At 70.7% G+C, this 25,488-nt stretch carries 23 protein-coding genes; 13 read left to right on the top strand and 10 right to left on the bottom strand.

Features of this window, described 5'->3' with window-relative positions; genetic code table 11:
• The first annotated feature begins 115 nt into the window (after window positions 1-115).
• The 8 genes from ACFQVC_RS22860 (at window position 116) to ACFQVC_RS22825 (ending at window position 9,231) form a co-directional block, all read left to right on the top strand.
• Complete coding sequence (locus ACFQVC_RS22860; protein WP_381833312.1) at window positions 116-2,953, top strand: type 1 periplasmic-binding domain-containing protein; 2,838 nt, start codon at window positions 116-118, stop codon at window positions 2,951-2,953.
• Window positions 2,954-3,069: 116 nt separating this feature from the next.
• Window positions 3,070-4,284 carry a glycosyltransferase gene (locus ACFQVC_RS22855; protein ID WP_381833309.1) on the top strand — a complete coding sequence of 405 codons (1,215 nt, stop codon included), beginning with the start codon at window positions 3,070-3,072 and terminating at the stop codon, window positions 4,282-4,284.
• An 88-nt stretch (window positions 4,285-4,372) separates the two neighbouring features.
• Window positions 4,373-5,233: an IclR family transcriptional regulator gene (locus ACFQVC_RS22850; protein WP_381833306.1), complete on the top strand. Its 861-nt coding sequence runs from the start codon at window positions 4,373-4,375 to the stop codon at window positions 5,231-5,233.
• 200 nt (window positions 5,234-5,433) lie between these two features.
• The gene (locus ACFQVC_RS22845) at window positions 5,434-6,507 is read left to right on the top strand and encodes a Rieske 2Fe-2S domain-containing protein (protein ID WP_381833303.1); all 1,074 of its coding nucleotides are present in this window, start codon (window positions 5,434-5,436) and stop codon (window positions 6,505-6,507) included.
• The gene (locus ACFQVC_RS22840; RefSeq protein WP_381833301.1) at window positions 6,504-6,839 is read left to right on the top strand and encodes a hypothetical protein; all 336 of its coding nucleotides are present in this window, start codon (window positions 6,504-6,506) and stop codon (window positions 6,837-6,839) included. The genes ACFQVC_RS22845 and ACFQVC_RS22840 overlap by 4 nt, the downstream gene beginning before the upstream one ends.
• Window positions 6,836-7,846 carry a PDR/VanB family oxidoreductase gene (locus ACFQVC_RS22835; RefSeq protein ID WP_381833298.1) on the top strand — a complete coding sequence of 337 codons (1,011 nt, stop codon included), beginning with the start codon at window positions 6,836-6,838 and terminating at the stop codon, window positions 7,844-7,846. Before ACFQVC_RS22840 ends, ACFQVC_RS22835 begins: the two co-directional genes overlap by 4 nt.
• Window positions 7,847-7,967: 121 nt before the next feature.
• Window positions 7,968-8,543, top strand: coding sequence for a TerD family protein (locus ACFQVC_RS22830; RefSeq protein ID WP_381833296.1), 576 nt, complete (start codon window positions 7,968-7,970; stop codon window positions 8,541-8,543).
• A 103-nt stretch (window positions 8,544-8,646) separates the two neighbouring features.
• Window positions 8,647-9,231, top strand: a complete 585-nt coding sequence (locus ACFQVC_RS22825) for a TerD family protein (RefSeq protein ID WP_381833293.1) — start codon at window positions 8,647-8,649, stop codon at window positions 9,229-9,231.
• Between the two features lie 16 nt (window positions 9,232-9,247).
• On the opposite strand, the gene ACFQVC_RS22820 is transcribed toward ACFQVC_RS22825, so the two are convergent.
• Both ACFQVC_RS22820 and ACFQVC_RS22815 read right to left on the bottom strand, forming a co-directional pair.
• A complete protein-coding gene (locus tag ACFQVC_RS22820) occupies window positions 9,248-9,895 on the bottom strand; it encodes a response regulator (RefSeq protein WP_381833290.1) in 648 nt (215 codons plus the stop codon).
• Complete coding sequence (locus ACFQVC_RS22815; RefSeq protein ID WP_381833287.1) at window positions 9,886-11,106, bottom strand: sensor histidine kinase; 1,221 nt, start codon at window positions 11,104-11,106, stop codon at window positions 9,886-9,888. The genes ACFQVC_RS22820 and ACFQVC_RS22815 overlap by 10 nt, the downstream gene beginning before the upstream one ends.
• A 108-nt stretch (window positions 11,107-11,214) precedes the next feature.
• On the opposite strand from ACFQVC_RS22815, the gene ACFQVC_RS22810 reads away from it, so the two are divergent.
• Window positions 11,215-12,768 (top strand): serine hydrolase domain-containing protein, encoded by a 1,554-nt coding sequence (locus tag ACFQVC_RS22810; RefSeq protein WP_381833284.1) that lies wholly within the window; start codon window positions 11,215-11,217, stop codon window positions 12,766-12,768.
• 50 nt (window positions 12,769-12,818) lie between these two features.
• Window positions 12,819-13,658 (top strand): endonuclease/exonuclease/phosphatase family protein, encoded by an 840-nt coding sequence (locus ACFQVC_RS22805; protein ID WP_381833281.1) that lies wholly within the window; start codon window positions 12,819-12,821, stop codon window positions 13,656-13,658.
• 12 nt (window positions 13,659-13,670) lie between these two features.
• Here the strand turns inward: ACFQVC_RS22805 and ACFQVC_RS22800 are convergent, their stop codons facing one another.
• The 5 genes from ACFQVC_RS22800 to ACFQVC_RS22780 all read right to left on the bottom strand — a co-directional run bounded on the left by ACFQVC_RS22800 (window position 13,671) and on the right by ACFQVC_RS22780 (window position 20,188).
• Entirely contained in the window at window positions 13,671-15,884 is a 2,214-nt protein-coding gene (locus ACFQVC_RS22800) for an ATP-binding protein (RefSeq protein ID WP_381833278.1), read from the bottom strand.
• A gap of 234 nt (window positions 15,885-16,118) precedes the next feature.
• Window positions 16,119-17,141, bottom strand: coding sequence for a PP2C family protein-serine/threonine phosphatase (locus ACFQVC_RS22795; RefSeq protein WP_381833275.1), 1,023 nt, complete (start codon window positions 17,139-17,141; stop codon window positions 16,119-16,121).
• 155 nt (window positions 17,142-17,296) lie between these two features.
• Window positions 17,297-18,100, bottom strand: a complete 804-nt coding sequence (locus ACFQVC_RS22790; protein ID WP_381833272.1) for an SDR family NAD(P)-dependent oxidoreductase — start codon at window positions 18,098-18,100, stop codon at window positions 17,297-17,299.
• A 225-nt stretch (window positions 18,101-18,325) separates the two neighbouring features.
• Window positions 18,326-19,255 carry an NADP-dependent oxidoreductase gene (locus ACFQVC_RS22785; protein ID WP_381833269.1) on the bottom strand — a complete coding sequence of 310 codons (930 nt, stop codon included), beginning with the start codon at window positions 19,253-19,255 and terminating at the stop codon, window positions 18,326-18,328.
• Window positions 19,256-19,303: 48 nt separating this feature from the next.
• Entirely contained in the window at window positions 19,304-20,188 is an 885-nt protein-coding gene (locus tag ACFQVC_RS22780) for an alpha/beta fold hydrolase (RefSeq protein ID WP_381833266.1), read from the bottom strand.
• Window positions 20,189-20,306: 118 nt separating this feature from the next.
• On the opposite strand from ACFQVC_RS22780, the gene ACFQVC_RS22775 reads away from it, so the two are divergent.
• Window positions 20,307-20,666: a DUF1801 domain-containing protein gene (locus ACFQVC_RS22775; protein ID WP_381833263.1), complete on the top strand. Its 360-nt coding sequence runs from the start codon at window positions 20,307-20,309 to the stop codon at window positions 20,664-20,666.
• Between the two features lie 22 nt (window positions 20,667-20,688).
• Here the strand turns inward: ACFQVC_RS22775 and ACFQVC_RS22770 are convergent, their stop codons facing one another.
• Together ACFQVC_RS22770 and ACFQVC_RS22765 are read right to left on the bottom strand one after the other, a co-directional pair.
• The gene (locus ACFQVC_RS22770) at window positions 20,689-21,255 is read right to left on the bottom strand and encodes a cupin domain-containing protein (protein ID WP_381833260.1); all 567 of its coding nucleotides are present in this window, start codon (window positions 21,253-21,255) and stop codon (window positions 20,689-20,691) included.
• A 9-nt stretch (window positions 21,256-21,264) separates the two neighbouring features.
• Entirely contained in the window at window positions 21,265-21,963 is a 699-nt protein-coding gene (locus ACFQVC_RS22765) for a TetR/AcrR family transcriptional regulator (protein WP_381833257.1), read from the bottom strand.
• Between the two features lie 368 nt (window positions 21,964-22,331).
• On the opposite strand from ACFQVC_RS22765, the gene ACFQVC_RS22760 reads away from it, so the two are divergent.
• Together ACFQVC_RS22760 and ACFQVC_RS22755 are read left to right on the top strand one after the other, a co-directional pair.
• Window positions 22,332-23,387: a DUF6528 family protein gene (locus tag ACFQVC_RS22760; RefSeq protein ID WP_381833254.1), complete on the top strand. Its 1,056-nt coding sequence runs from the start codon at window positions 22,332-22,334 to the stop codon at window positions 23,385-23,387.
• A 61-nt stretch (window positions 23,388-23,448) separates the two neighbouring features.
• Window positions 23,449-24,234 carry a hypothetical protein gene (locus tag ACFQVC_RS22755; protein ID WP_381833251.1) on the top strand — a complete coding sequence of 262 codons (786 nt, stop codon included), beginning with the start codon at window positions 23,449-23,451 and terminating at the stop codon, window positions 24,232-24,234.
• Between the two features lie 30 nt (window positions 24,235-24,264).
• Here ACFQVC_RS22755 and ACFQVC_RS22750 read toward each other — a convergent pair whose 3' ends face one another.
• Window positions 24,265-25,488 (bottom strand): hypothetical protein, encoded by a 1,224-nt coding sequence (locus tag ACFQVC_RS22750; protein WP_381833248.1) that lies wholly within the window; start codon window positions 25,486-25,488, stop codon window positions 24,265-24,267.

Raw genomic sequence — 25,488 nt, 5'->3', positions numbered from 1 at the left:
TACGGTGACGATGCATCAACTCGCGGCGCATCCACGCCCCTTGAGAGGTGCGCCGAGCCACGCCTTCGAAGGCACGACCCCACCAAATCCGTGTCGCAACCCTGATGAGGCAGCCATGGCATGGGAATTCCCGGATGGCGAAGGATCGCACCACTTCACCCAGGCGTTCCGGCAGGCCGTCGCGCCGCCGAACTGGCGGCGTGCCCTGCGCAGCGAGGGGCTGCCACTGGTGGCCCTGGACGTGGACACCGAGGACGTGTCCCTGATCGGGGAGCGGACCGACCAGGTCCTGACCGGCCTCGAGCACATGCTTGCCGTGCCCGGAGAACACACGGCCACGCCGTACGCCCGTCTGTCGCGGAGGCCGCCGGAGTCACCGGGCAAGGAGTATCTGACCCTGCAGGCGGCAGCGAGCCTGTGCGGCAGCACCCCGCCCAAAGGGGCCCGGCTGTCCTGCCGCAACCTGCGGCTGATGCGGGACGTCACCGAGGAGTTCCGCGCCGATCCCGGCCGCCACCCCACCGCGCGCGAACTGCGCGACCGTACCTACTCGTTGCGCGCGGAGGAGGCGGACGGCGGCGTGCTGCACTGGCTGGCCGGTGTGCGCGATGTGTCCTTCGAGGGCGTGCTGGCGCCGGTCGGCACGCTGATCGCGCTCTTCGGGCAGCAGGTGCTTTACACCTTCCCCCGCTGGTGCTGGGCCGCCTGGTGGTCACGGCGGCTGCTGAAGCCACGACGGCTGACGGGCCGGCCCAACCGGCGCAACTGGTACGAGCAGTGGCGCCGGCTCGGCACCACCGAGCACTCGCTCTTCCACTTCGTCGCGGAACTCCTGCAGCGCGAGTCCGCCCGCCTGGTGCCTCACGGCGACGAGGCCACCGAAGGCTTCGGCGCCGCCGCCGACGAGGCACGACAGGACCTGGAAGAGCTGCTGCTGCGTGCCCTTCTCGCGGATCTTCAGGCCGCCCGGCCCGGAAGGGGACCCTGGTCGCGCAGGCGCCGCACCCGCCGGGTGCTGTTCCTCGACCTCCCGCCGGTCCCGGCCCGCCCGGGCCCGCAGGCGTCGGTGGAGGAGTGGAATGTACGGCTGCGCTCCTACCCCGCCATGGCCGGGCGCTTTCTGCGCGCCTGTGTCAGTGCCTCCGCGCAGCTGCGGGCAGGGGGCGTGGTCGTGGTCGCCGCGGGCCGGCCCGCCGACTACGACCTGCCGCGGCGGCACTGGGCCCGATGCGCGAACCTGCGCGACGGAGCGGATCGCTTCAGCCCGACGCCGCTGCCCACCGTGGTGGAGCCGTTGCTGGTGCCGCTGCGCGGCAGGTGGATCGGTGGCGGTCTGCACGTCCTGCCCGTCGAGTCGCCCAGGCCCTGGCCGCGCATCAGGCCGGCCACGGAGGCCTCGCTGATGGCCGCGGCCGTCGTCGGAGCGCTGATCGTGACGAGTGTCCGGTTCTTGCCCGGGGGTTCCGGTGGTCCCGCCGAACCGGAGTGCTTCCGGGGGCAGGCGGTCACGGCCGCACAGCAAGGGGCACAGGAGCCGGCCGGCAGCGCTGATGCCGACGGAAACACGCCGGCGGAGCAGTACAAGGCGATCCGCGCCTCGATCGACGCCCTCAACTCCCAGGCGCTGAAGGCCGAGCGCCGCGACAAGCCGGTCCGCAGGGTGGTCTACCTGGGCGCGACGGTGCCCGAGGACCGGGAGGAAGCCATCGACAACGGCGCGATTCCCGAACTGCGCGGACTGTGGCTGGCCCAGCAGCGGCTGAACGCGGCCGCTGTCGACGACCGGGACCGGGTGCGTGTCTACGTCGACGTGCGCGACACCGGCGAGAAGTTCGCCGATGCTCCCGCACATGCGAAATCCGTGGTGAAGCAGGCCGAACGCCACAAGGAGAGCAAGGACCACCGGACGGTGGTGGGCGTCGTCGGCTTCTCCGAGAGCCGCAGTGTCACCCGGCAGGCCGCGAAGATCCTCAACGACGGGCAGATACCCGTGATCGCCACGACGGCGACGGCCGACGCGATGCAGGCGGATCTGACGTACTACCGCCCCATGGCCCCGAGCAACAGCCGGGAGTCGACCGTGGCCGCGCAGTTCGCGCGCCACGCCCGTACCATCTCCACGGGCGAGGGACAGTGCACGACGGCCGACCACGCCCTCGTCGTCCACGACCCCAACGACCTGTTCAGCGACGAACTCGGCACCATGTTCGCGAAGAAGTTCGGCGCAGGCGCCGAAAAGCTGGCCCTGTCCGAGCAGAGCGCAGGTGTGACTCCCGACGACATCGCCCGCACGGTGTGCGCCAGGGTCAAGAAGAACCCGGCCACCGTCGTGTACTGGGCGGCGCGCGTCCGCCACTTCTCGGCGTTCGTGGAGCGCTACGGCCCCGACTCCGGGTGCGCGGGGCTGCCCCTCACCGTGCTCGGCAGCAACGACCTGACCAGCACCGCACTGCGCGGCAAGTACCGCCCGTACATGGAGAAATGGCTCAGCCTCTACCACACCGTGCACGTCCTGCCCGAGACGCATCAGGACAACAGCGACGAGGCCGGCACGCTCTTCCGCCTCTACGTCCAGGCCTTCACGGCCCGGGACCCCTGGCTCAACGACGGCCATGTCGCCCTGGCGCACGACGCCCTGAAGACGCTGTCCCTGGCCACGGACCGTGCCTACAACAGCACTTCGGGCCATAACCGTCCCGGTACGGCCAACACGGAACTGGTCAAGTCGAAGCTCGACGAGGAACTCTCCTTCCAGGGAGCCAGTGGCGTCGTGCAATTCCCCGAGCGCTACGGTGCCAAGCCGCCGCTGAACAAGGCCCTGGTCATCCTGCACCCCACCGCGAAAGGGCTGACCGTGGCGCTGCGCTGCGGGGCCTTCAAACTCAACGAACCCGCGCGCACGCACTGGATCCCCGAAAGCCGCCAGGCCTGCCCGGCCGACAGTAACCGCTGACAGGACGAGAGGAGTACGCAGCGCAGGCGGCTTCCAGTTCCAGGCGAGGGCGGGCGGCAGGCGGGCAGGAAGGTGCCTGCCGTGATCGGGCGGCACGCGCCGTGGACAATCACTGCATGAGGATTGTGATCATCACCGCCGGTTCACGGGGAGACGTGGCGCCCTTCACGGGCCTGGGGCGTCGGCTCCTGGACGTGGGGCACGAGGTGGCCGTGGCCGTTCACCCGTCCCTGGCCGCACTCGTCGAGGGGTGCGGTCTCGAGTGCCGGCCCATGCCGGGAGACCCGCAGGAGCTGATCCGGGCCCGAGAACGGGCGGCGTCGCCCGAGGAGGTCCGCGCCGTGATGACGGCGTACGTGGACGGGCTCGCCGGCGGGGTGGCGGCAGCCGTGGGGGAGGGGGCCGACCTGGTGCTCACCGCCTTCGGCCCGGCGCCACTCAGCCGGACGGCAGGCGACGCGTTCGGGGTCCCGGTCATCGGCACCTACCTCGCACCGTCGTTCGCCACCAGGGAGTTCCCGCTGCCCAACGCGCGAGGCGACGGCGACCAGGGACCCGAGGGCAATCTCGCCGCGGGCCGGACGGTGATCAGCCGTGCGGGAGCACTCTTCGCCGACGCCACGGCCCGGCTGCGCACCCGCCTCGGCCTGCCGTCGGGCGTGCCGGCCGGGCACGGAGACGTCCGGCCGGCGTTCCACGGATACAGCCCGCTGGTGGTGCCGCGCCCCGAGGACTGGCCGTCCCACGCCGAAGTGGGGGGCTACTGGTGGCCCTGCCGGCCGGACGGCTGGCAGCCCCCGGCCGCACTGGCCGACTTCCTCCAGGCCGGTCCGCCCCCGGTGTTCATCGGGTTCGGCAGCATGGCACCGGGCCACGGGGAACGGCTCAGCGAACTGGTGACCGCGGCGGTCGCACGGGCGGGCGTGCGGGCGGTCGTCCAGGCGGGATGGGCCGAACTGAGCGGCGGCGGCGCGGACATCATGGCCGTCGGCGATGTGCCGCACGACTGGCTCTTCCCGCGCACGGCCGCCGTGGTCCACCACGCCGGGGCGGGCACCACCGGTGCCGCACTGCGCGCGGGAGTACCCGCCGTGCCGGTCCCGGTCATGGCCGACCAGCCCTTCTGGGCATCCCGGCTGCAGCAGCTGGGAGTCGCCCCCCGGTCCCTGCCGTTCCAGGACCTCACGGCCGAAGCCCTCGGCGCCGCGATCACCGCCGCCGTGACCGATCCGGTCCACAGCCGTCGCGCGGCCGAACTCGCCCGCCACCTCGCCACCGAGGACGGCGCCGCCCCGGTGCTCGCGCATATCGGCGCCGAGTTTGACGCGTGACCCCTGTCAGGGGGGCGCCTCTCGACAGACACCTCCTGGTCCTGCACACTGTCCGCCGCAGCGGAGCGGTCGAGGCGGCGGGAGCGGCGTGGAGCGGAGGCCGGCACGGGAACCGGGGCCCGCAGGGGGCGCGCAGCAGCCGGAGCGCACAAACGGCGCGCAGCAGCCAGGGCGTGCGGCGGGCCGAGGCGGTGGTTCCGGTCCCGGCACCGGGCCCGTCCTGGGCCGTGCGCTGCAGATCCTGGGGGCGTTCAGCGCACGGCATCCGGCGATGACGCTGAGCGAACTGGCGCGGCGTGCGGGGCTTCCCGTGTCGACCGTGCACCGGATGCTCGCCGACCTGATCGCCTGGGGCGCCCTGGAGCGCGGCGCGGACGGCCGCTACCGGATCGGCCTGCGCCTGTGGGAAGTCGGCTCCCTGGCGCCGCGCGGCCTCGGCCTGCGGGAGCGTGCGCTGCCCTTCCTGGAGGACCTCTCCCAGATCACCCATGAGAACGTGCAGCTCGCGGTGCGCGAAGGCTGCGAGGTGGTCTTCGTCGAGCGGATCGCCGGATCCGGCGCGGTGCCCGTCCTCACCCGCGTCGGCGGGCGCTTCGCCCTGACCGCCACCGGTGTCGGCCTCGTCCTCCTCGCCCACGCGCCGCAGGACGTGCAGGAGCAGGTCCTCGCCGGCCCCTTCGAGCGCTTCACCGAACGCACCGTCACCGACCCGCGCACGCTGCGGTCCATGCTGGCCGAGATCCGCGCCCACGGGTACGCGGTCAGCGACCGCCAGGTCACCATGGACGCCCTGTCGGTCGCCGCCCCGGTGCGCGGCGAGCGCGACGAGGTGGTCGCCGCCGTGTCGCTGGTCGTCCGCCACGGCACCACCTCGCCACGAGCCCTGGCCGGGCTCGTCGGCACCAGCGCACGGGCGATGTCGCGGGCCATGGGCGCCTCCGGGTCCTGAACCACCCCTGAACCAGGCCGAATTGAGTTGCCCGGACGGCGGCGCCCTCGCGCACCCCGGACGCCAGACGCGTTTCCCGGCATGACGCCAGACGCGTTTCCCGGCATACGGAAAGCGCGCTGGGTGGGCGGCGTGGACCTCTGCACGATGGGCCCCACAGCCGAGGCACCCGCCTGCGCACCGCCGCGAAGGAGCAGCCCATGACCGCGTTCGCACGCAACCAGTGGTACGTCGCCGCCTACGCCCGTGAGGTGGGCCGCGAACTCCTCGGCCGTACCGTCCTGGACGAGCCGATCCTGCTGTACCGCACCGAGGACGGGCAGGCCGTGGCACTCTCCGACCGCTGCGTGCACCGCCGCTTCCCGCTGTCGCAGGCACCGAGCCGGCTCGACGGCGACCGGGTGATGTGCGGCTACCACGGCTTCACCTACGGCACCGACGGCCGCTGCGTCTTCGTCCCGGGCCAGCAGCGCGTCCCGCGCACGGCCCGCCTGGCCGCGTACCCGGTCGTCGAGCAGGACGCGTTCGTGTGGGTGTGGATCGGCGACCGCGACCCGGGCGCCACCGTGCCGCCGCGCGCGCCCTGGCTCAACTCGTCCGCGTACACGGTGGTTTCGGGCATGGAACCGATCGACTGCGACTACGGCCTCCTGGTCGACAACCTCATGGACCTCTCCCACGAGACGTATCTGCACGGCGGTTACATCGGCACCCCCGAGGTCGCCGAGACGCCCATCACCACCGAGGTCGACGACGGCGCGGGGATCGTCCACGTCAGCCGGCACATGGACGACGCCGCGTGCCCGCCGTTCTACGCCGAGTCCACTGGCATCGAAGGCCGTATCACCCGCTGGCAGGACATCGAGTACCACGCCCCGTGCCTGTACCTGCTGCACTCGCGCGTCGCCCCGGCCGGCGCGGCGGCACCGGCGGCCGACGGCAGCGACCCGGAGGCCTTCCACGTGGAGGTCGTCTACGCCATCACGCCGTCCACGCAGAAGACGACGTACGACTTCTGGGCCGTCGCCCGGGACTTCGCCCTCGACGACCAGAAGGTCACCGACTATCTGCACGCGAACAACCACACCGTGGTGATGCAGGACGTCGACGCCCTCAACGTGCTGCAGAAGTCCCTGGACACCGAGAAGCCCGGCTATCAGGAGCTGAGCATCAACATCGACACCGGCGGCCTGGCCGCACGGCGCATCCTCGCCCGCCTGGCGCAGGAGGGCGAGACCCGCGCGGCCGCTCCGGCCGCGGGGGCGGCCCGGTGAACCCGTTGCACCCGCCCGCCCTGAGCGGCGAGCGCGTCCACCGCATCCACTGGCTCCTCGGCACCGACCGGCTTCTCGCCGTCTGCCACTGCGGCGCGGAGCGGGAGTTCGAGGACCCGGTGCCCCTGTGGGACTGGCTCCTCGGCCATCCCGACGACCACCGCGCCGACGCCACCGACACACCGGGCGGCGACCCCGCAGCCCTCCGCCCCCGACCCGGGCCCGAGCCGGGCCGGAGTGCCGCCCCGGAGCACCGGCCGTCCCTGCCGCGGCCCACGGCGAGCCGCCGCACGGCGCTGGAACCCACAACATCCCTGCAAGGAGCACCGTGACGACCACGAGCCCGCCGGGCACGAGGGCCACAACCGCCACCCCGCTCGCCTCCGAAGCGGACCTCACCCTGACTGTGAGCGCCAAGGAACACCTCACGGACAACGTCGTACGCCTGACCCTCACCCACCCGTCGGGCGCCGATCTGCCCGCGTGGAGTCCGGGCGCCCACGTCGACCTCGTCCTGGGCCCGGACCTGGTACGTCCCTACTCGCTGTGCTCGGACCCGGCAGACGCCGCACGTTGGCAGCTGGCGGTGGCGCGGGAGCCGGACGGGCGGGGCGGCTCACGGTTCGTGCACGAGCACGTCGCCGAGGGCGCGGAGATACGGGTGCGGGGCCCGCGCAACAACTTCCCGCTCGTGCCGTCGCCCAGGTACCTCTTCCTCGCGGGCGGCATCGGCATCACCCCCATCCTGCCGATGCTCGCCGAGGCCCAACACCGCGGCGCCGACTGGCAGTTGGTCTATGGCGGTCGCGACCGCTCCACGATGGCGTGCTACGAGGAGCTGCGTGAGGGCTATGGCGAGCGGGTCTCGCTGCGCCCACAGGACGAACACGGACTGCTCGACCTGGAACGGCTGTTGGGCGCTCCGCAGCCGGACACCCTCATCTACTGCTGTGGCCCCGAAGGGCTACTGCAGGCCGTCCAGGAACACTGCGCCGACTGGCCCGCGGGCGCGCTGCACGTGGAGCGATTCGCTCCCAAGAGCCCGGCCCCGAATGCCCCGAACACCCGTGACGAGCCGTTCGTCATCGAACTCGCCCGCTCCGGGCGCACGGTCGAGGTGTCCGCCGGGCAGAGCGCCCTGGAAGCGCTCGAGGCGGCGGGCGTGCCGATCCTGTCCTCCTGCAGGGAAGGCACCTGCGGAACGTGCGAGACCGGCGTCCTGTCAGGCACGGTCGACCACCGCGACTCCCTGCTCGCCCCCGAGGAACAGGCTGCCCACGACGCGATGTTCCCGTGCGTCTCACGCGCCGCCTGCCCGCGACTGGTCCTCGACCTCTGACGTGCGCGCCGGCTCGGAGCCCCGCAGGCAGGGGTGCCCTGTCCGCTGCTTCTACATTGCTGTAGATTTTGACGTCCGGGCCGCGAACCGGTCCGGTCAGCAGCCAATGAGGAGGAGAGCAGTGGGAGTTTCCCTGGCCAAGGGCGGCAACGTATCCCTGAGCAAGGAGGCCCCGGGACTGACCGCCGTCCTGGTGGGCCTGGGCTGGGACGTGCGCACCACGACCGGCACCGACTACGACCTCGACGCGTCCGCGCTGCTCTGTGACGAGTCCGGCAAGGTCCTCTCCGACCAGCACTTCGTGTTCTTCAACAACCTGAAGAGCCCCGACGGTTCGGTCGAGCACACCGGCGACAACCTCACCGGCGAGGGGGAGGGCGACGACGAGACGATCAAGGTCGACCTGGCCGCCGTACCCGCCGACGTCGCAAAGATCGTCGTGCCGGTCTCCATCCACGACGCCGAGAGCCGCAGCCACTCCTTCGGCCAGGTCCGCAACGCCTTCATCCGCGTCGTGAACCAGGCGAACAACCAGGAGATCGCCCGCTACGACCTCTCCGAGGACGCCTCCACGGAGACCGCCATGGTCTTCGGCGAGATCTACCGCCACGGCACGGAGTGGAAGTTCCGCGCGGTCGGGCAGGGCTATGCCTCCGGCCTTCGGGGCATCGCCCAGGACTTCGGCGTCAACGTCTGACCCTCCCGGTGTCCCCGCCGGGCCTCGCGGTGCACAGCGAACTCACCGAGGGCGCGGCGGGACCCCACGACACACGTCGTACTGCCAAGGGAGAACTCTCCTCATGTCCGTGAACCTCACCAAGGGCCAGCAGATCAGCCTCAGCAAGTCCGACGGCAGCTCCCTGACCGCCGTCCGTATGGGGCTCGGCTGGCAGGCGGCACGCCGCAAGGGCTTCCTGGCCAGGCTCACCGGCGGCGGCGCGATCGACCTGGACGCATCGGCCGTGCTCTTCGCCGGCCAGAAGCCCATCGACGTCGTCTTCTTCCAGCACCTCACGAGCGACGACGGATCGGTGCGGCACAGCGGCGACAACCTCGTCGGCGGCGCGGGCCACGGCGGTGACGACGAGACCATCCTCGTCGACCTCGCCGGGGTCCCCGCCCACGTCGACCAGATCGTCTTCACCGTCAACTCCTTCACGGGCCAGACCTTCGCCGAGGTGCAGAACGCCTTCTGCCGCCTCGTCGACGAGACCAACGGCCAGGAGCTGGCCCGCTACACCCTCACCGGAGGCGGCAGCCACACCGCCCAGATCATGGCCAAGGTCCACCGTGCGGGCGCCGGCTGGCAGTTGAAGGCCATCGGCGAACCCGCCACCGGCCGGACGTTCCAGGACCTGATCCCCGTCATCGCCGCCCATTTGTGACGCTCGACCGCTGTCCCTACGCCCTGAGGTAGGCCAGGACCGCCAGCACGCGGCGATGCCCCTCGCCGTCGACGTGGAGTTCCAGCTTCTGCAGGATGCTGCTCACGTGCTTGTTGACCGCGGCCTCGGTGACATACAGCTCGCGGGCGATGGCGGCGTTGGCGCGTCCCTCTGCCATGAGGGCGAGGACCTCGCGCTCGCGTGGGGTGAGCCGCTGCAGGGGATCGTGGCGACGGTTCAGGAGCTGGCGTACGACATCGGCGTCCACGACCGTGCCGCCCGCCGCGACCCGGGTGACCGCGTCGACGAATTCACCGACGGCGCTGACCCGGTCCTTGAGGAGATAGCCGACTCCGCTGTCGCTGCCGAGGTCGAGCAGTTGGGCGGTGTAGGACTGCTCGATGTACTGACTGAGGACGAGGATCGGCAACGCGGGGTGCTCGTCGCGCAGGGCGATGGCGGCGCGCAGTCCGTCGTCGGTGTTGTCGGGAGGCATCCGGACATCGGTCACGACGATGTCCGGGGTGTGGGTACGGACCGCTTCGAGCAGGGCGTCCGCGGTGCCGACGGCGGCGAGCACCTGATGGCCGAAGCGGGTGAGGACGCCGACCAGACCGTCCCGCATGAGCGGGGAGTCCTCGGCGAGTACGACGGTCAGCGACACGGCAGCTCCACGTGCAGCAGTGTAGGTCCGCCCTGCGGGCTGGAGATGCGCAGGCGCCCGTCCGCGGCGGCGACCCGGTCGGCGAGCCCGGTCAGTCCGGTGCCGCCCTCCGGGTCCGCGCCGCCGATGCCGTCGTCGCTGATGGTCAGCGTCAGGATGTCGGTGTGCAGACGGGCACGCACCTCGGCCCGGGGCGCCCGGCTGTGTTTGGTGGCGTTGGTGAGGGCCTCGGCGGTCACGAAGTAGGCCGTGGTCTCCACCGCGAGGGGCAGGCGGTGGGGAAGGCCGATGTCGACGGTGACGGGGAGCGCGGAGCGTGCCGCGAGATTCTCGACCGCCGCGGCGAGACCGTGGTCGGTGAGCGCCTTGGGGTGGACGCCCCGGCTGAGCTCGCGCAACTCGTCCACGGCCAGGGTGACTTGCTCCTGGGCACGGGCGAGCTGCCCGGCCAGCGGCGAGCCGTCCTCGACGTCGAGGCGGGCGAGTCCGAGCATGACGTTGAGGGAGACGAGGCGCTGCTGCGCCCCGTCGTGCAAGTCCCGTTCGATGCGCCGGCGTTCCGCGTCGAAGGCGTCGACCAGGCGCGCCCGGGAGGCACGCACATCGGTGAGCCTGCGCCCCAGTTCGCTGTCGCGCGGCGCCAGCATGAGCCGGGTGACCGCGGCCCTGGCGCCTGCCCAGGCGGTGATGGTGTACGGCGCGGCGAACAGCAGGCACAGCCCGACGACCGCCACGGGCCAGGCGTCCGGGTCATCGACGGGCGATGTCATGAGCAGCGCGGGGACGGCAAGGGCGAAGCCCAGTACCAGGAAGTCCATCCACCACAAGGCCGTCGCCGACACCGCGGTGAAGCCCAGCGCCCGCCAGGTCGCCGGTTCCCGCAGGCGGGTGCGCACCCAGGCGCGCAGGCCTTTGTGCGCGGGGGCCCGGTGCGGGTCCGCCACCGGGTCCAGGTCCACCAGGCGCAGCCGCCACCGCTCGAAGCGGGACACGGGGATTCCCGACAGGGCGACGCCGAGCAGGATGACCGCCCCGACGACCACGACCAGGGACACGAGGCCCGCCACCAGCGCGGCCACCAGGAGTGCGGTGGCGACGGCGCCGAAGGCCACCCCGGAGAGCAGGTAGGCGAAGGACCGCCAGGGCCAGCTCGAGCCGAGCACTCTCAGCGGATTCTGCCCCAGCGCCTGCCAGGCGGTTCGATGTCGCACTCCGCGACCCTAGCCGGACCGGGATCTTGACGCGGTAGTGCCAGCACTACCTTCGGACTCCCGTGTACGCCAATGTGCCGCGGGGTGCCGGGACGGTCCACTGACGCCATGAAAACGCCGACGTCCTCAACTCCTCGTCCTCGTCCCCGTCTTCGCTTTCGCCTTCGTCCCCGCCGCAGGTCAGGTGCCCTGCTGGCCGCGCTCGGCGTCGCCACGGTGATGGGGGCGCTGTCCCCGGCCGCACCGACCGCATCGGCCGCACAGCCCGCCGCCTCGCTGGAGCCGGCTTCGATCGATCGCTACGTACGCGACTATCTGGAACAGACCGGCCTTCCGGGGGCCGCGGTCGCCGTGACCCGAGGCGACCGGGTCGTGCACAGCGCGGGGTACGGCCGTACCGCGTCGGGGCAGTCGATGACCGGGCAGACGCGTCTGCCGGTGGCGTCGCTGTCCAAGTCGATGACCGCACTCGCCGTCATGCAGCTGGCCGAGGCGGGCAAGGTCGATCTGGATGAGCCCGTACGCCGGTATCTGCCCGAGTTCACCATGGCCGACCGGCGCGCGGAGAAGATCACCGTGCGGCAGTTGCTGACGCAGACCTCGGGCATGGCCGACTCGGCCTACCCGGATCTGACCCGGACCCAGCCGCACACGCTCAAGGAGGCCGTCGCCGCGATGCGCGAGGCCCCGCTGGCCGCCGCACCCGGCACCAAGTTCCGCTACCACAACCCGAATTACTTCGTGGCGGCCCGCCTCGTCGAGGTCGTCAGCGGACGGCCCTTCGCCGACTATCTCTCCGCGCATCTCTTCAAGCCGCTGCACATGACGCACACCGCCTCCGTCGACAGCACCGAGGACATGCCCGACCAGGCCCGGGGATACGTCCGCGCCTACGGCGAGGTGTTCGCCCGTTCCCACCCGCGCTGGTTCTCGGCAGGCGGCCACGGTGTGGTCACGACGGCCGACGATCTGTCCCAGTGGCTGATCGCCCAGAACAACCAGGGAGTTTCAGCCGACGGCCGGCGGATCGCCGCGGCCCGCACCATCGATATGACCCACACCCCGCCGTCCACGCCGAAGGACACCGACTACGCGATGGGCTGGTCGCAGAACCGCCAGGACAGCGGCCCCCGGCAGATCCAGCACACCGGCCAGCTCCTGACCCAGAACTCCATGGCGACACTGCTGCCCGAAAGCAAGGTCGGCATCGCGGTCATCACCAACACCGGCATGCTCTCCGGCGACGACGCACCGCAGATCATCCAGGGTCTCGTCGACCTGGCCGAGGGGAAGCAGCCCGAAGTGGCCGCGCCGTTCTCGATGACCGGCGACTGGGTCCTCGCGGCCCTCACACTCCTTGCCGCGGGCCTGGGAATCCGCGGCGTCCTGCGCGCCGGCCGCTGGGCGGACCGCACCGCGCGCAAGTCGTGGTGGCGCGTTGCCCTGCGGATCCTTCCCCAGGTGCTCCCCATCCTCCTGTTCACCCAACTCGCCGCACTGGTCGGTCTGTTGATGAACCGCTCCGGGACCCTGGACCAAGTCACCTACGCCTGGCCGGCCCTGGTCGTCTGCGCGGCGGCGGGGGCCCTCGCCTCCACCGCGGTGATCACCTCACGCGCCGTGAGGGTCCTGGGACGGCGCCGACGCGAAGCCGTCGCATAACCTCATGCGTGGGGACGTCGAATGCCACGTGCATCCCCACGGAGGAGGCGATGGTGGTCGGAAGGGGCATGCGGTTGCTCGCAGGCGCCATGATCCTGGCCTGCATGGTGCTCGTCGGCCCCAGTGCGCCAGCCGGTGCTCCCTTGGCCCGGGCGCTGCCTGTGGACGCCGCCAAGGAGGTCGTACCGAACCGGGTCATGACGTGGAACATGTGCAATCCCTGCGAGGAGAGCAATGCCGACCGTGCAGCGGTGATCGCCACCTATGCGCCCCAGGTCATCGGTCTGCAAGAAGCGTGCGCGCGTGATGTCGCGAGGATCCGGGACTACCTGGAGAGCCTCTACGGCCTCGACTACCACGTCGAGTACGCGACGGTGCTGCAGAGTTGGGGCCGCTGCGGAGGAGTGCCGTGGAATCCGGGAGGCTTCGGTCAGGCGGTCCTCTCCGCGTCGCCGATGACGGACCGCGTCGCCGTGGAGTACCCCGACGGCGGATCCGAGGACCGTGGGTACATGGCAGTCACCACCCAGGTGGGCGACCGGCCCGTGCGGCTCTTCAACACGCACCTCGCCCAGCGAAGTCAGGAAGCCGTGCGGGCCCGCCAGATCCGCGCGTTCGCCGCAGCCGTCTCCCGGCACGAACGGGCCATCGCCCTGGGCGACTTCAACGCCGTGCCGGACGCACCCGAACTCGCTCCGATGTGGGAACTGGCCACGGACACGGACCCGCAGTGCCAGCCCTCGTCCACCGGCATCTGCGAGCCGACCACCGACTGGTACAGCAAGTTCGACTACATCTTCCTACGCGGCATCACCCGGCTCGGACACGCTGTGCACCCCACCCCGTACTCCGACCACCACCTGGTGCACACCGACGTCGACTCGACGTGAAGCCCGGTCACGCTACGCCCTGGCGGCCCGAGGTTCGGGTTGCGCCGACGGACCCTGCGCCAGGGCCAGTTCCACCGTTTCGTCGATGCTGAGCCGGGTGCCGCGGGCGAAGCACTCGGCGTACGCGACCTCGCCCAGATCCTTGAGCGCGAGCGTGAGGGCGGTCTCGTGCGGGGCGTTGAAGTGGGCCGAGCCGAACAGCGGCAGGCCCACCTTGGCCCAGATGCTCCGGGCGGCGCCCTGCAGTACCGCGGCCTGCCGGCTTCGGCCCTGGGACGTGTGCAGCAGGGCGATGAATTCGATGGGCAGCACCATGCCCACGAGGTCGCGGAACTCGTGGTTGATGGCGAGGCACTCCTGCGCCAGGCCGGTGGCCTCCTCGTGCCGGCCGCCCGCCCAGGCGGCGAAGGCCAGAACGTACAGGGCGTATGCCTTCGCCCAGCGCTCGCCGTGCCGTTCGCACAGCCGCTTGGCCTCGTTGCACTGCGCGACGGCCGTCGCCAGATCGCCCTGGAAGGCCAGGGTCATGGCGAGTTCGATCCGGGCCATCATGACGTTGCTGTTGAGTTCACCGAGGTCGCGGTAGCGGTTGAGGGCGGACTCGAAGAAGCGCTGCGCCACGAAGTGCTCGTCACGGGTGAGGGCGGCACACCCGAGCCGGTGCGTGGCGTAGGCGAACGCGGTGTCGTCACCGGCGCGCAGGGCCTCGGCGCGACAGTGGGAGAGCATACGGACGGCCGTTTCGGAGTCACCCTGCAGGATGGCGATATAGCCGTTGACCCACAGGGCCTTGAGCCGGTCGCGGGAGCCCGGAGCGTGCAGGGCGTCGAGCGCACGGTCGAGCCAGTAGCGGCCGTCGCTGAGCAGTCCGCAGCCGACCCAGTAGAACCAGAGTGTGCCGGCCAGGCGAGCCCCGGCGTGTTCGTACCCGGGTGTGGTCAGAGCGAAGTCCAGGGCGGTGCACAGGTGGGTGTGCTCACGCCTGGTGGCGTGGAAGACCGCGGTCTGCCCCGGGCCGAACCAGTCGTGCTCGCCCCGCTCGGCGAAGTTCTGGCACCAGGCGAGGTGGCGGGTGCGCTGTGCGACTTCCTCGTCGAGGCGCCGCAGCCACTCGATGCCGTAGGCGCGGACGGTGTCGAGCTGCCGGAAGCGCTCACCGTCCGGACCTGGCTCGCGCAGCAGCAGCGACTTGCCCGCGAGGCCGCCGAGCAGCGCGGGGATGTCCTGCTCGGCGAGGGCGTCGTCGGCACACACATGGCGGGCGGCCGCGAGTGAGAAGTCTCCGGGGAAGACGGCGAGCCTGGCCCAGAGCAGGCGTTCACGCGGCGGGCAGAGCTCATGGCTCCAGCCGATGGTGGTCCGCAGTGTGCTGTGCCGGGGCTCACGGTACGCACCGGACGCCACGCCGCCGGGGGAGAGGTCCTCCAGACATGCCCCGCTGGGCGGTACGCCTTCCGGCCCCGGGGTGTCCCAGTCCGTGGCACCGGAATACCCGCCCTCCCGGTAGCCGTCTGTGCCGTAGCTGTCCGTGTCGTAGCCGTCTGTGTCCTCGTCGCCGAGGATCTGGAAGCGGTCGTCGAGCCCGTCGAGCAGCTCCTGCAGGGTTGTTCCGGTGCGCAGCCGTCCGGCCGCCAGCTCCACTGCGAGGGGGATGCCGTCGAGCCGCGCGCAGATCTTCTCGATCGTCGCCCGGTCGCCCGGGGTGGCGGCGAAGCCGTGCAGTGTGGTGCTCGCGCGTTGGACGAAGAGCTCGGGTGCCTCGTCGGTGGTTCCCAACGGGCCCAGGACGAAGGTCTGTTCGCCGTCGACGCCGAGGGGCTGTCTGCTGGTGGCGAGGATGTGAAGGTGCGGGGCCGCGCCGAGAAGCAGTTCGACGAGCTCGGTCACGGGACCGATGAGGTGCTCACAGGTGTCGAGGACGAGCAGGAGACGTTTGTCTGCGAGATGGTCCGCGAGCACCTCCTCCTGCGGCCGGGTGGTGTGGTCGGTGGCCTGCAGCGTCGCGGTGACGGTGTGGCAGAGGATCTCGCCGTCCTGCAGGCTGGAAAGCTCCACCAGCCAAGTGCCGTCGGGGAATTGGGGCGCGATTCGGTTGGCTGTACGCAGTGCGGTGCGGGTCTTGCCGACACCGCCGGGCCCGGTCAGTGTCACAAGCCGTGAGTGGGCGCAGAGTTGCTGCAGTGCCGCGAGTTCTTCCAGGCGGCCGACGAAGCCTTTGTCCGCCACGGGGAGGTTTCCGGCGCTGTTGCCCGGGATTCTTCCCGGAGGTCGGTCGGACACGGTTGCCTCGTCTCGTCGAAATGGATATTCCGGAGTGTGTGCGGCCGGCGGTGCGTACGTGCGTATGGCTCACGCGGAGTACGGCGCAAAATATCCACCGTGGTTTCGGCGTGCCCTGTTTCCGGGTGGATATATCTGTGACGGCGCAGGCGTATCGGTGCCGCCGAGTTGCTCACTCGCTCACGATCGGTCTAAAGCGTCGCGGAGTTGGGTGTCTTTTCCTGCTCGCGGCTGGTCAATTCCTGTCCGGGAATCTCCGTAATCGACCAGCAGGAGCGCGGCATCATCCTGGAGCCTGCCCATTGAATACTGGATCAGATCTTCGGTGAGCGCATCGAGGAAGGCCACCGGGTCGGCGTCATGTATCCGGCTCACTCGTTCTGCCAGAGGGTAGAAAACGCCCTCCTTGTCACGGGCCTCGGTGACACCGTCGGTATAGAGCAGGAGCCGGTCGCCGTCGGCGAGCGGCACGCTGCTGGCCCGGCACCACGAGCCGGTCAGATGGAGGAGTCCGAGCGGCGGGGCCGGGGGCAGGGCGTCGATGAAGGTGCACCGGCGCGTGCGGATGAGCAGGGGCGGCGGGTGTCCGCAGCACACGAGCTCGGCGCTGCCCTCACCGTCCGAGATGGCGACCAGGAGCGCCGTGACGAACTGCTCGCAGCCCGCACGGTGGGCAAGGACGGCGTCCATCCGTTGCGCCACGCCGGTCAATGTCTTTTCATGCTGGGCGAGTTCACGGAAGGCGCCGAGGGTGTCCATGGCGGTGGAGACGGCGGGCAGCCCTTTGCCCATGACGTCGCCGATCAGGATCCGCACGCCGAAGGGGGTGTCCACCGCGTCGTACACGTCGCCGCCGACCGATGCGCCCTCCTCGCACGACATGTAGCGGACTTCGGTGCGCAGTCCGCCGACCCTGACCGGCGGCGGACGCAGCATGCCGTGCTGTACGGCGTCCGCGACGGTCCGGGCGGTTCGGAGGGCGCGCTTCTGGCGCCGGAATATGAGGAAGGTGAGTCCGATGGCCGTCGCTCCCAGAGCAATCTTGATACTGCCGGGGAAAGCGCAGAATCGCCCATGGGTGAGCGCGGCAATGTTTACCGCGGCCCATGCCCCCGTTGAAGCGGGCAAGAGCCATGAGGTGTCGCGTGGTGCATTGGTCACGGTGTCAGCTTTGCTTGCCGGGGTGTCTTCGGTCAGGTGCACCGGCCATCAGGTGGCGACCATCTGGCGGCGACCAGGAATGCTGGGGCCAAGAGCGTAGTCGGCGGGGAGCCTATGACGATGGGAAATGCGCCAACTCGCCCCCCGCCGTGCTCCAATTCCACCCCGGCGCGCATCGATTCCGTTGCCGCCGGGGTTTACATTCCCATTCCGCCGTCCACCGGAAGTCCCGCCCCCGTGATGAAACGGGCGGCATCGGAGGCGAGGAATACCACCGCGTCCGCCATGTCGGCGACCTCGCCGAGCCGGCCGAGCGGGGTGCGCCCCACGACCTCGCCCACGGCGGCCTCGGCGCTCGGCCAAAGGCCCAAGTCCTGCATGTCCTGGGCGAGTTGCATGCCCATCGCGGTGGGGACAAGGCCCGGATACACACAGTTGACCCGTACGCCGTAGCCCAGTTTGCCGGACTCCAGGGCGGCCACCCGGGTCAGTCGGTCCACCGCCGACTTGGTCGCGGCGTACCCCCCGATGCCGGGAAAGGCGATCGTGGCCGCCACCGACGACACATTGACGATGGCGCCGCCCCGGCCCGAGGGGCCACCGGGGCGCATGGTGCGAAAGGCGTGCTTGAGGCCCAGGGCGACACCGACGACGTTCACATCCAGCATCCGGCGGACATCGTGCGGATCGAGGTCGCCGATCAGACCGGAGATCTCCACTCCGGCGTTGTTGACGACGATGTCCAGACCGCCGAGTTCTTCGACGCACATGGCGACGGCGGCTTCCCAGTCCTCCTCGTCGGTGACATCGAGGCGTACGAAGCCCGCGGTGGCGCCGGACTTCTGCAGCGCCTCCGCGCCCGCCCGGCCGGCCTCCTCCTGCACGTCACCGATGACGACGGCTGCGCCCGCGGCGGCCAGCGCCTCGGCGATGCCCGCGCCCAGGCCCTGTGCGCCGCCGGTCACCAGCGCTTTTCGCCCGGTCAGGTCGTATGAGCTCATGGCCGTCTCCTCGCACGAGAGCGCACCGGACGAGGGCCGTCCGGTGTGATGTGGAGCACATATTAGGGATGCCGGGGTGGCCGTCCGCGCCGGTTTCCCGAACAACTCACCTTCGGGTGGCGGTGGTTGACAAGGGGGCGGTCGTGGGCCTTGGATCCGCTCGAACCGAGTGCCCCGGGCCAGGCGGGCGCCCGGAGCTTGCGCATGCAGTTGACCTCGCGCCGGTCACGGCACCAGTACGACCTTCCCTCGCACCCGCCCGCTCTCCCCGAGCTCGTGCGCCTTGGCGGCCTCCGTGAGCGGCAGCGTCTCCTGCACCGACGGGCGCACCCCGCCACGGTCCACGAGGTCGGCGAGGGCGGTGAGATCACCCGGGCCCGGATCGAGGTTGTACTCCACGAACCGCAGCCCGCTCGCCGCCGCGCGCTCCTTCACGGCCGTACGGTCGAAGCCGATGCCCACGACATCGATCACCACACCGTCGGGACTGAGCGTGGCCAGGGACTTCAGGCCGGTCTCGCCGCTGACGGTGTCGAGGACCACATCCACGTCCCGGGTGCGGGTGAAGTCCTCCGCCGTGTGGTCGATGAGCTCGTCGGCGCCCAACTCCCGCAGGAAGCCGTGCTTGGCCGCCCGTGCCGTGCCGATCACGTAGGCGCCGCACGTCTTGGCGATCTGTACGGCGAGGTGCCCCACCCCGCCCGCCGCGCCGTGGACGAGCACACGCTGCCCCGCGTGCACCTGAGCCACCTTCACCAGCGCCTGCCACGCGGTCAGCCCGGCGATGGGCAGCGCGGCGGCATGGACGTGGTCCAGAGTCGTCGGCCCGGCGGCGAGTGAGGTCTGCGGCACCACCACGTAGTCGGCATACGCACCGTGCGGCGGGGTCACCCAGCCGAACACTTGGTCACCGGACCGAAAACTGTCGGCATCGCGGCCCGACTCGACCGCCACACCGCTGAATTCGTGCCCCAGGGTGAACGGCGGATCCCCGAACAGCCGCACATGCCCGGACCGCACCTTCCGGTCCGCCGGGTTGACACCCACGGCGCGCACCCGCACCAGGACCTCACCGGGACCGGGAGCGGGCCGCTCGACCTCCACCACTTCCAGCACCTCGGGGCCGCCGATGGACCGCTGGCTGATCGCTCGCATGATTGGCATCTGCCCATACTCTGCTGGCAGTTGACCGCTGTGAAGTGCTCAGGGATGCTCTCGGCCCAGGAACTCCCGCATGAGGCCCGTGACTTCGTGCAGATGGGTTTCCAGGGCCCAGTGCCCGGCACCGTCGAGCAGGTGCAGCTCCGCATCGGGCAGGTCGGCCAGATAGGCGCGGGCCGACTCCTCGGGCATATAGCCATCGTGCGGGCCCCACACGATGAGGGCCGCTGGCCGCGCCCCGCGCAGATAGGACTGGTACGCGGGGAACCGGTCGACGCTGCTGCGGATGTCCGCGAACAGATCGACCATGATCTCGCGGTTCGGGGACCGGCAGAGCCGCGGTGCCGAGAGTTCCCAGAGGTCCGGGCTGATGCGCTCGGCGTACGGCGCGGGCACCTCGCCGATGACCTCCTCGCGCAGCCCGCGTTCTGTCACCGCCTCCGCGAGCGCGGCCCGCCGCTCAGGGCTCGGGTCGGACCAGAATTCCTTGAGGTGGTCGTACTTGGGGCCGAGCGTCGCCTCGTAGGCGTCCCCGTTCTGGATGACGACGGCAGTGATCCACTCGGGATGCCGGGTGGCCAGCTGGAGACCCGCCTGGGAGCCGTAGTCGAAGAGGTAGAGGGCGAAGCGGCCGACGCCGAGCGTGCGGACGAAGCTTTCGAGGAAGTCGGCGTAGGCGGCGAACGCGTAGCGGTAGTGGGCCGGGTCGGGTGTCTCGCTGTATCCGAAGCCCGGGAAGTCCGGGGCGAGCAGACGCCACCGGTCCCCGAGCACGGGCAGCAGGTTGCGGTACATGAAGGAGGACGACGGATACCCGTGCGGCAACAGGACGACGGGTGCGTCCGGCGGCCCCGCTTCCCGGTAGAAGGTCCTCACCCCGTCGACGTCGAGGGTGCGGTGGGCGACGGGGACGAGTTCGGCCGGCATGGTTCCTCCAGAGCGTGAACGGCGGGTCATGCCCGTATGCCCCGTGAGGCGCCCTTTACGACGCCGCGCCAAGGCCCGTTCGACAGCCGCCCCGCGCTGTCCGTGGCAGCCTGGACGCATGATCGAGAGTGTGGAGCAGGTCCTGGCCGCCCGTGAGCCGAAGATCGCCGAGCTGGGACGGTCCGTGTGTCAGCTGATCCTGCGGCGCTTCCCGGACGCGGTGGTCACGGTCGACGGGAACGACATCGGCTTCGGTACGGGCACGGGCTACAAGGGCCTGGTGTTCACGGTGGCGCCCGCCAAGGCGCACGTCACCCTGGGCATCGCGGGCGGCGCCACCCTGCCCGACCCCGCAGGTCTGCTGGAGGGGGCGGGCAAGGTGCACCGTCACGTCAAGCTCCGCCATGCGGAGGAGCTGGCGCGCCCGGAACTGGCCGAGCTCATCGACGCGGCGCTCGCCCGGCGGCGCGAGCGCTGAGCGGCCCGCTCCGGCCCTACGCTCACCGGGTCTTGAAGGACTTGCGCACCGCGGCTCGTGTCTCCCACGATTCGGAGGCCGGGCCCTTGGCCATGTCGGGGAAGAAGCTGTCATGGCGCAGGAAGAACTCGGCCCGGGCCTCGTCGCTCATGCCCGCGACCTCGCCGAGCCCTTCGAAGTAGCCTTCGCGCGCGGCTCCCGGTGCGAACAGCATCAGGAACTCCGCCGGTTCGCCGGATATGTTTCCGAAGGAGTGCACGCCGCCTGGCGGGATGTAGAGGTAGTCGCCCACCGCGGCGTCGAACCAGCGCTCCCCGTCGAAGACATGGATCTCGCCCGACAGGACGTAGAAGGCCTCGGACATGGTCTTGTGGAAGTGCGTGCTGGTTCCGCCGGGCTGCGGGCCCATACGGTTCTTGTAGAGGCCGAACAGCCCGTCCGTGCTGAGTTTCGTGGAGAGGTAATGGAACTCTCCGCCGCCGGGAACGGTGAAGTCCGCAGGGGTGCCGGCGGGACGGAACGAGGCGTTGATCTCGCCCTCGTCGCCGTTGTAGATGATCTCGGGGTAGTCGGGGGACAGGAAAGACATCGATACTCCTCAGATCCGTTCTTCGGGCGCGGATGGAGCAGGTGCGTAGAGGCGCAGGAACGCGTGTACGCCGTCATGGACGATCTCTTCGACTGCGGATCCGGGGAGCGGGAGGGCCCCGTAGAAGGAGCGGATCAGCACGTCGTTCATGGTGAGCGTGTTGAGCCGGTTCGCCGCCTTCTCCGCGTCGTCGAACGCGAGCAGTCCCCGGTCGGCGATCCTGCGGAGATACGGCGCGAGTCGCTGGTGTGCCGAGGGCGGACCGTGGGCCATCCACTTCTCCAGGACCCCGGCGGGCAGCCTGGTCACCTCCGCGTGGATGGTGCGGACGAGTGCGAAGTGGTCGGGGAACTCGGTGATCGCGTTCGCCCGGTCCAGGCAGAAGGCGGTCAGGTCCTCCTCCAGGTTGACGATCTTCCGCAGATGCCGCTCCATCAGTACGCGCACGGCCTCGGTGACCGCGTCGGCGCCTTCCACGGCGACCGAGAGGAAGAGCGCCTCCTTGTCGGTGAAGTGGTTGTAGATGGTGCGCTTGGCGACGTTCGCCTCCACGGCGATCGCGTCGACACTCGCGCGGGCGTACCCCTGCTGCCCGAACACCCGCCGCGCGGCCTCCGAAATGGCACGGCGCTTGTCGGGTCGGCCGCCGGCCTTGACGGTCGATGTCTCCGGTGTGCCGAGGTCCTGGTCGTAGCGCGGTTCGGTCACCCGTACCTCCACTCGCATGGGACATCGTCCAGACGCCAACGCCCAGTGCCTGACGGTGAGTTGGCCCCGAACGGTGCCATCGGGAGGGCGAGCTTAACCTCGGTGGTGCAGTAACTCAACCGATTGGTGCAGCGATTGCACTGAGCAGTGCAAAGCTGCATAGGGGGCCTGCGGCGCCGCGGGTGCGCGACGCAGCTCACCCTCGTACCGCGAAAGTTGTAGGAACCGGCCGCCTACCGCGAGGGTTTCACCCATGGTCCAACGGGCGGAGGACGCCGGGGCGCGGACCTGGTCCCTAGAGTCGTTGATCAGCGGCCCGTCGTGAGCATCTCCGGGCTGCGCGCAACCGACGGGGGATGAGGATGAACGTGCTCGGGGGACAAGTGCGGCTCGGTGTGCTCGGTGCGAGCCTGGTGGCCGCGATGGCGCTGGTCTCGGCCTGCGGGACCGGGACGGAGGGGGCCACGGGGTCCGACGAACCGCCGCGCGGTTCGCAGGGCGAACAGAGCGCGGCCGACGCGGGTGTGATCGGCCGGAGCGGCCAGGACGCCGGGACTGCGGCGGCTCCGCAGTTGATCATGACGATGACGGGCGGGCTCAAGGCGCTCAACCCCAAGTGGTCCTTCAATCCGCGGGATGTGCGCGGATACGAGAACCTCCGGCAGCCGAGACTATGGGGGGCCAACGAGGCCAAGCTGCGCCGCTTCGGCGGCAAGAGGCTGGTCCTGACCACCGGGAACAGAGGGCTCGCGGCGGTCGTCGAGTTCCGCTCCAAGCGGCGTTACTGGGCGGCGAACGTCGGTGACCCGCAGAACCCGCACAGCATCGAGCTGATCCCCAAGGGCCCGCGCGGCATGGTGGCCGTGGCCTCACCGGCGGGCCGGGAGGGGATCGCGCTGTATCCCGTCAGGCGGGGACAGAACACCAGCGCGGCCACCGACAGGGAACCGCTGCGCAAGGCGCACGGAGTGCACTGGGACGGCCATCGGCAACTGCTGTGGGCGCTGGGGGACAAGTTCCTCACCGCGTACCGCATCGGCGGGACGGCGGCCCGGCCGAAGCTGGTCCAGGACAAGGCCATCGGCAGCGCGCTGCCGGCCGGGGAGCACGCGGGTCACGATCTGAGCCCGGTGCCGGGCACCAAGAGGCTGTGGGTGGCGACGGGTTCGCGCGTGCACCAGTACGATCCGGACCGCGCCCCGGGAGCGCGGCGTTGGGTGAACACCTACCCGGGCTCGGCGCGGCTGGCCAAGAGGGTCGGTGTGAAGTCCGTGACGACCAACCCCACGACGGGCCGGATCGCCGTGACCGCCGCGAACCGGTCGGACCAGCTCACCGATCGCGTCGACTTCCTGCTGCCCGGCGGGATGTTCAAGACGGGCGGCTACGGACGTATCTACAAGGCCCGCTGGTTCCAGCCCTAGCCGCCCTCACCACAGCTCCACAGGGTCCGTGACCCGCACCGCAGTCAGTACCGAGACGACCATGACGACCAACGGGGATTCGATGTACGGAACGACAAGCAAGAAGTGGAAGATCGGCCTCCTGGGGGCCGCCGCCGCACTGGCGCTGACCACCACGGCCTGTGAGCCCGGCGGAGGCGACGCGGGCGGGGAGGGTGCCGAGCCGTCCACGACCGCCTCCGCTTCCGCCTCTGCTTCCGGGACCGCGAATCCCGGTGAGAAGCCCGGCGGTTCCGGCGGCGGTCCGAGCGCCGAGCAGCCTTCGGGCGACCAGACCGGGCCGGGCGCGGACCAGGGCGCCAACACCGGTGGCGGCGACGGCAATTCCGGCGGCAACGGCGGCAACGGAGGCGCCGGCGGCGACTACGCGGACCGGCAGACCCCGCCAGGCCCCGTCTGCGCGAACAACGGCAAGGGCCCGTACATGAGGCTCGTCGCCCACATGAAGGACGACGACGCCGTCGGCAACGACCTCCTGGGCGTCCACATCGGCGGCTACGACTGCGCGGATGCCTCCCACCCCGTGCTCAAGCTGGAGGGCGGCGGCAACCACACGACCAATATGAGCGTCGACGAGAAGCATCTGAAGGTCGTCGTGGCCGGGCGTCTCGCGCAGGAGCTGGGCGCCAAGGAAGTGGACGCCCAGAAGTTCCTCGCCAAGCTGGACCAGATGGAGCAGGACGGGGAGCTCGGCTTCAACGAGGGCGACCCGCTGGAGTTCTACTACCAGATGAGCGGCGACAGCCCGGACGACCCCTACGGGGGCGGCAAGGCCGTCTACCTCCACCAGGTCAACACCCTTGAGTGAGTGCCGGTAGCGCGTCTTCGGAGCGGGGCGTCATGCCGTCGCTGCGGCTGCTGCCGCTGCTGCGGCCGCCTGGCGGCGGCGCTGACGCAGCGCGATGACGGTGACCGAACCGAGGTTGAAGGCGACGATGGCGAGAAAGGCCGCGGCCTCCGCCTGGTGCAGCAGGTGGGGGCCGGCGAGCTCGGCGGCGGCGCGACGGCACATGGTGACGAGGGCGGGCACGATGAGCAGGACGAGGTCCGCCAGGGCCGCGGCGACTCCGGCCGCGTAGAACGGCAGATACCAGCGCACGAGGCGGCGTTCGCGTGCCGGGATGGCGCCCAGGTCGACGGGCGGCCCGCCGGTCGCCCGGCGCCACTGGGCCCGCAGAACCTGACGGGTGTCATCGGCGAGGTTGCCCGCGCGCAGCCGGTTGGTGAGGACGAAGTAGAGGTCCGTGCGCAGGAACAAGGCGCACTGGAACAGCAGTTGGATGGTGACGACGTACGCCAGGGTGGCCGGGAGCCCGCCGCCTGCGTCCGCAAGCCGCAGCAGCAGGCAGGTGAGCAGGACTCCGGCTTCGAGTGTCATGCCGGCCAGGTAGGGGGCGTAACGCTCGGCGCGTGGCAGGGCGCGGACGCCGCTCATGTCGGTCTGGGCCACCAGGAAGTACATGCGTCGGCTCAGGGACAGCGCGCCCACGGCCCCGCGGGCGCGGGCGGTGACGAGATGCGCGAGTTCGTGCAGGAACACCATGGCCCAGGCGAGCAGGGCCACGATGACGGCGTTGAGCATGACGCCGTCCACGAGCAGGGTGTCCTTCGGGCGCGGCAGCAGGTCGGGGCGCCAGATGAGCAGCGCGGGCAGGGCGGCCCAGAGCAGCCGGTAGGCGACGCGGCTCGGGGAGCTCAGGAGCCAGCCGAACCAGCGCGTCGGCAGGGTGGCGAACAGCCGCCAGCCACCGGCCGGTTGACTCGCCGGCGCCGCGCCGACCGGCAGACCGTCGATGTCCTTGACGAAGCCGCAGTCGGCCAGGCCCTCGATGAACTCGTCCAACTCCGGTGCCACACCGAAGGATTCGGTGAAGTGCGCGCGGACCTCGCTGAGCGGGCAGCCCTGGTGCAGCCAGGCGATCAGAGCGACGCCTTCTTCGGGCAGGGCGATGAACACTCCGGTCTCGGGACGGCCCACTTCGCGCAGTCCGTCCTCCGGGCCGCCGATGTGCAGCGGGTGCAGGGTGACGCGGGCGTCGTCCGCGAGCGGTGGGGTCGGCAT

Origin of the sequence: Streptomyces monticola, assembly GCF_042665355.1 — a bacterium.
GTDB lineage: Bacteria > Actinomycetota > Actinomycetes > Streptomycetales > Streptomycetaceae > Streptomyces > Streptomyces monticola.
Note: the sequence above shows the minus strand (reverse complement) of the source record. Positions and strands in the feature narration are given on the sequence as shown.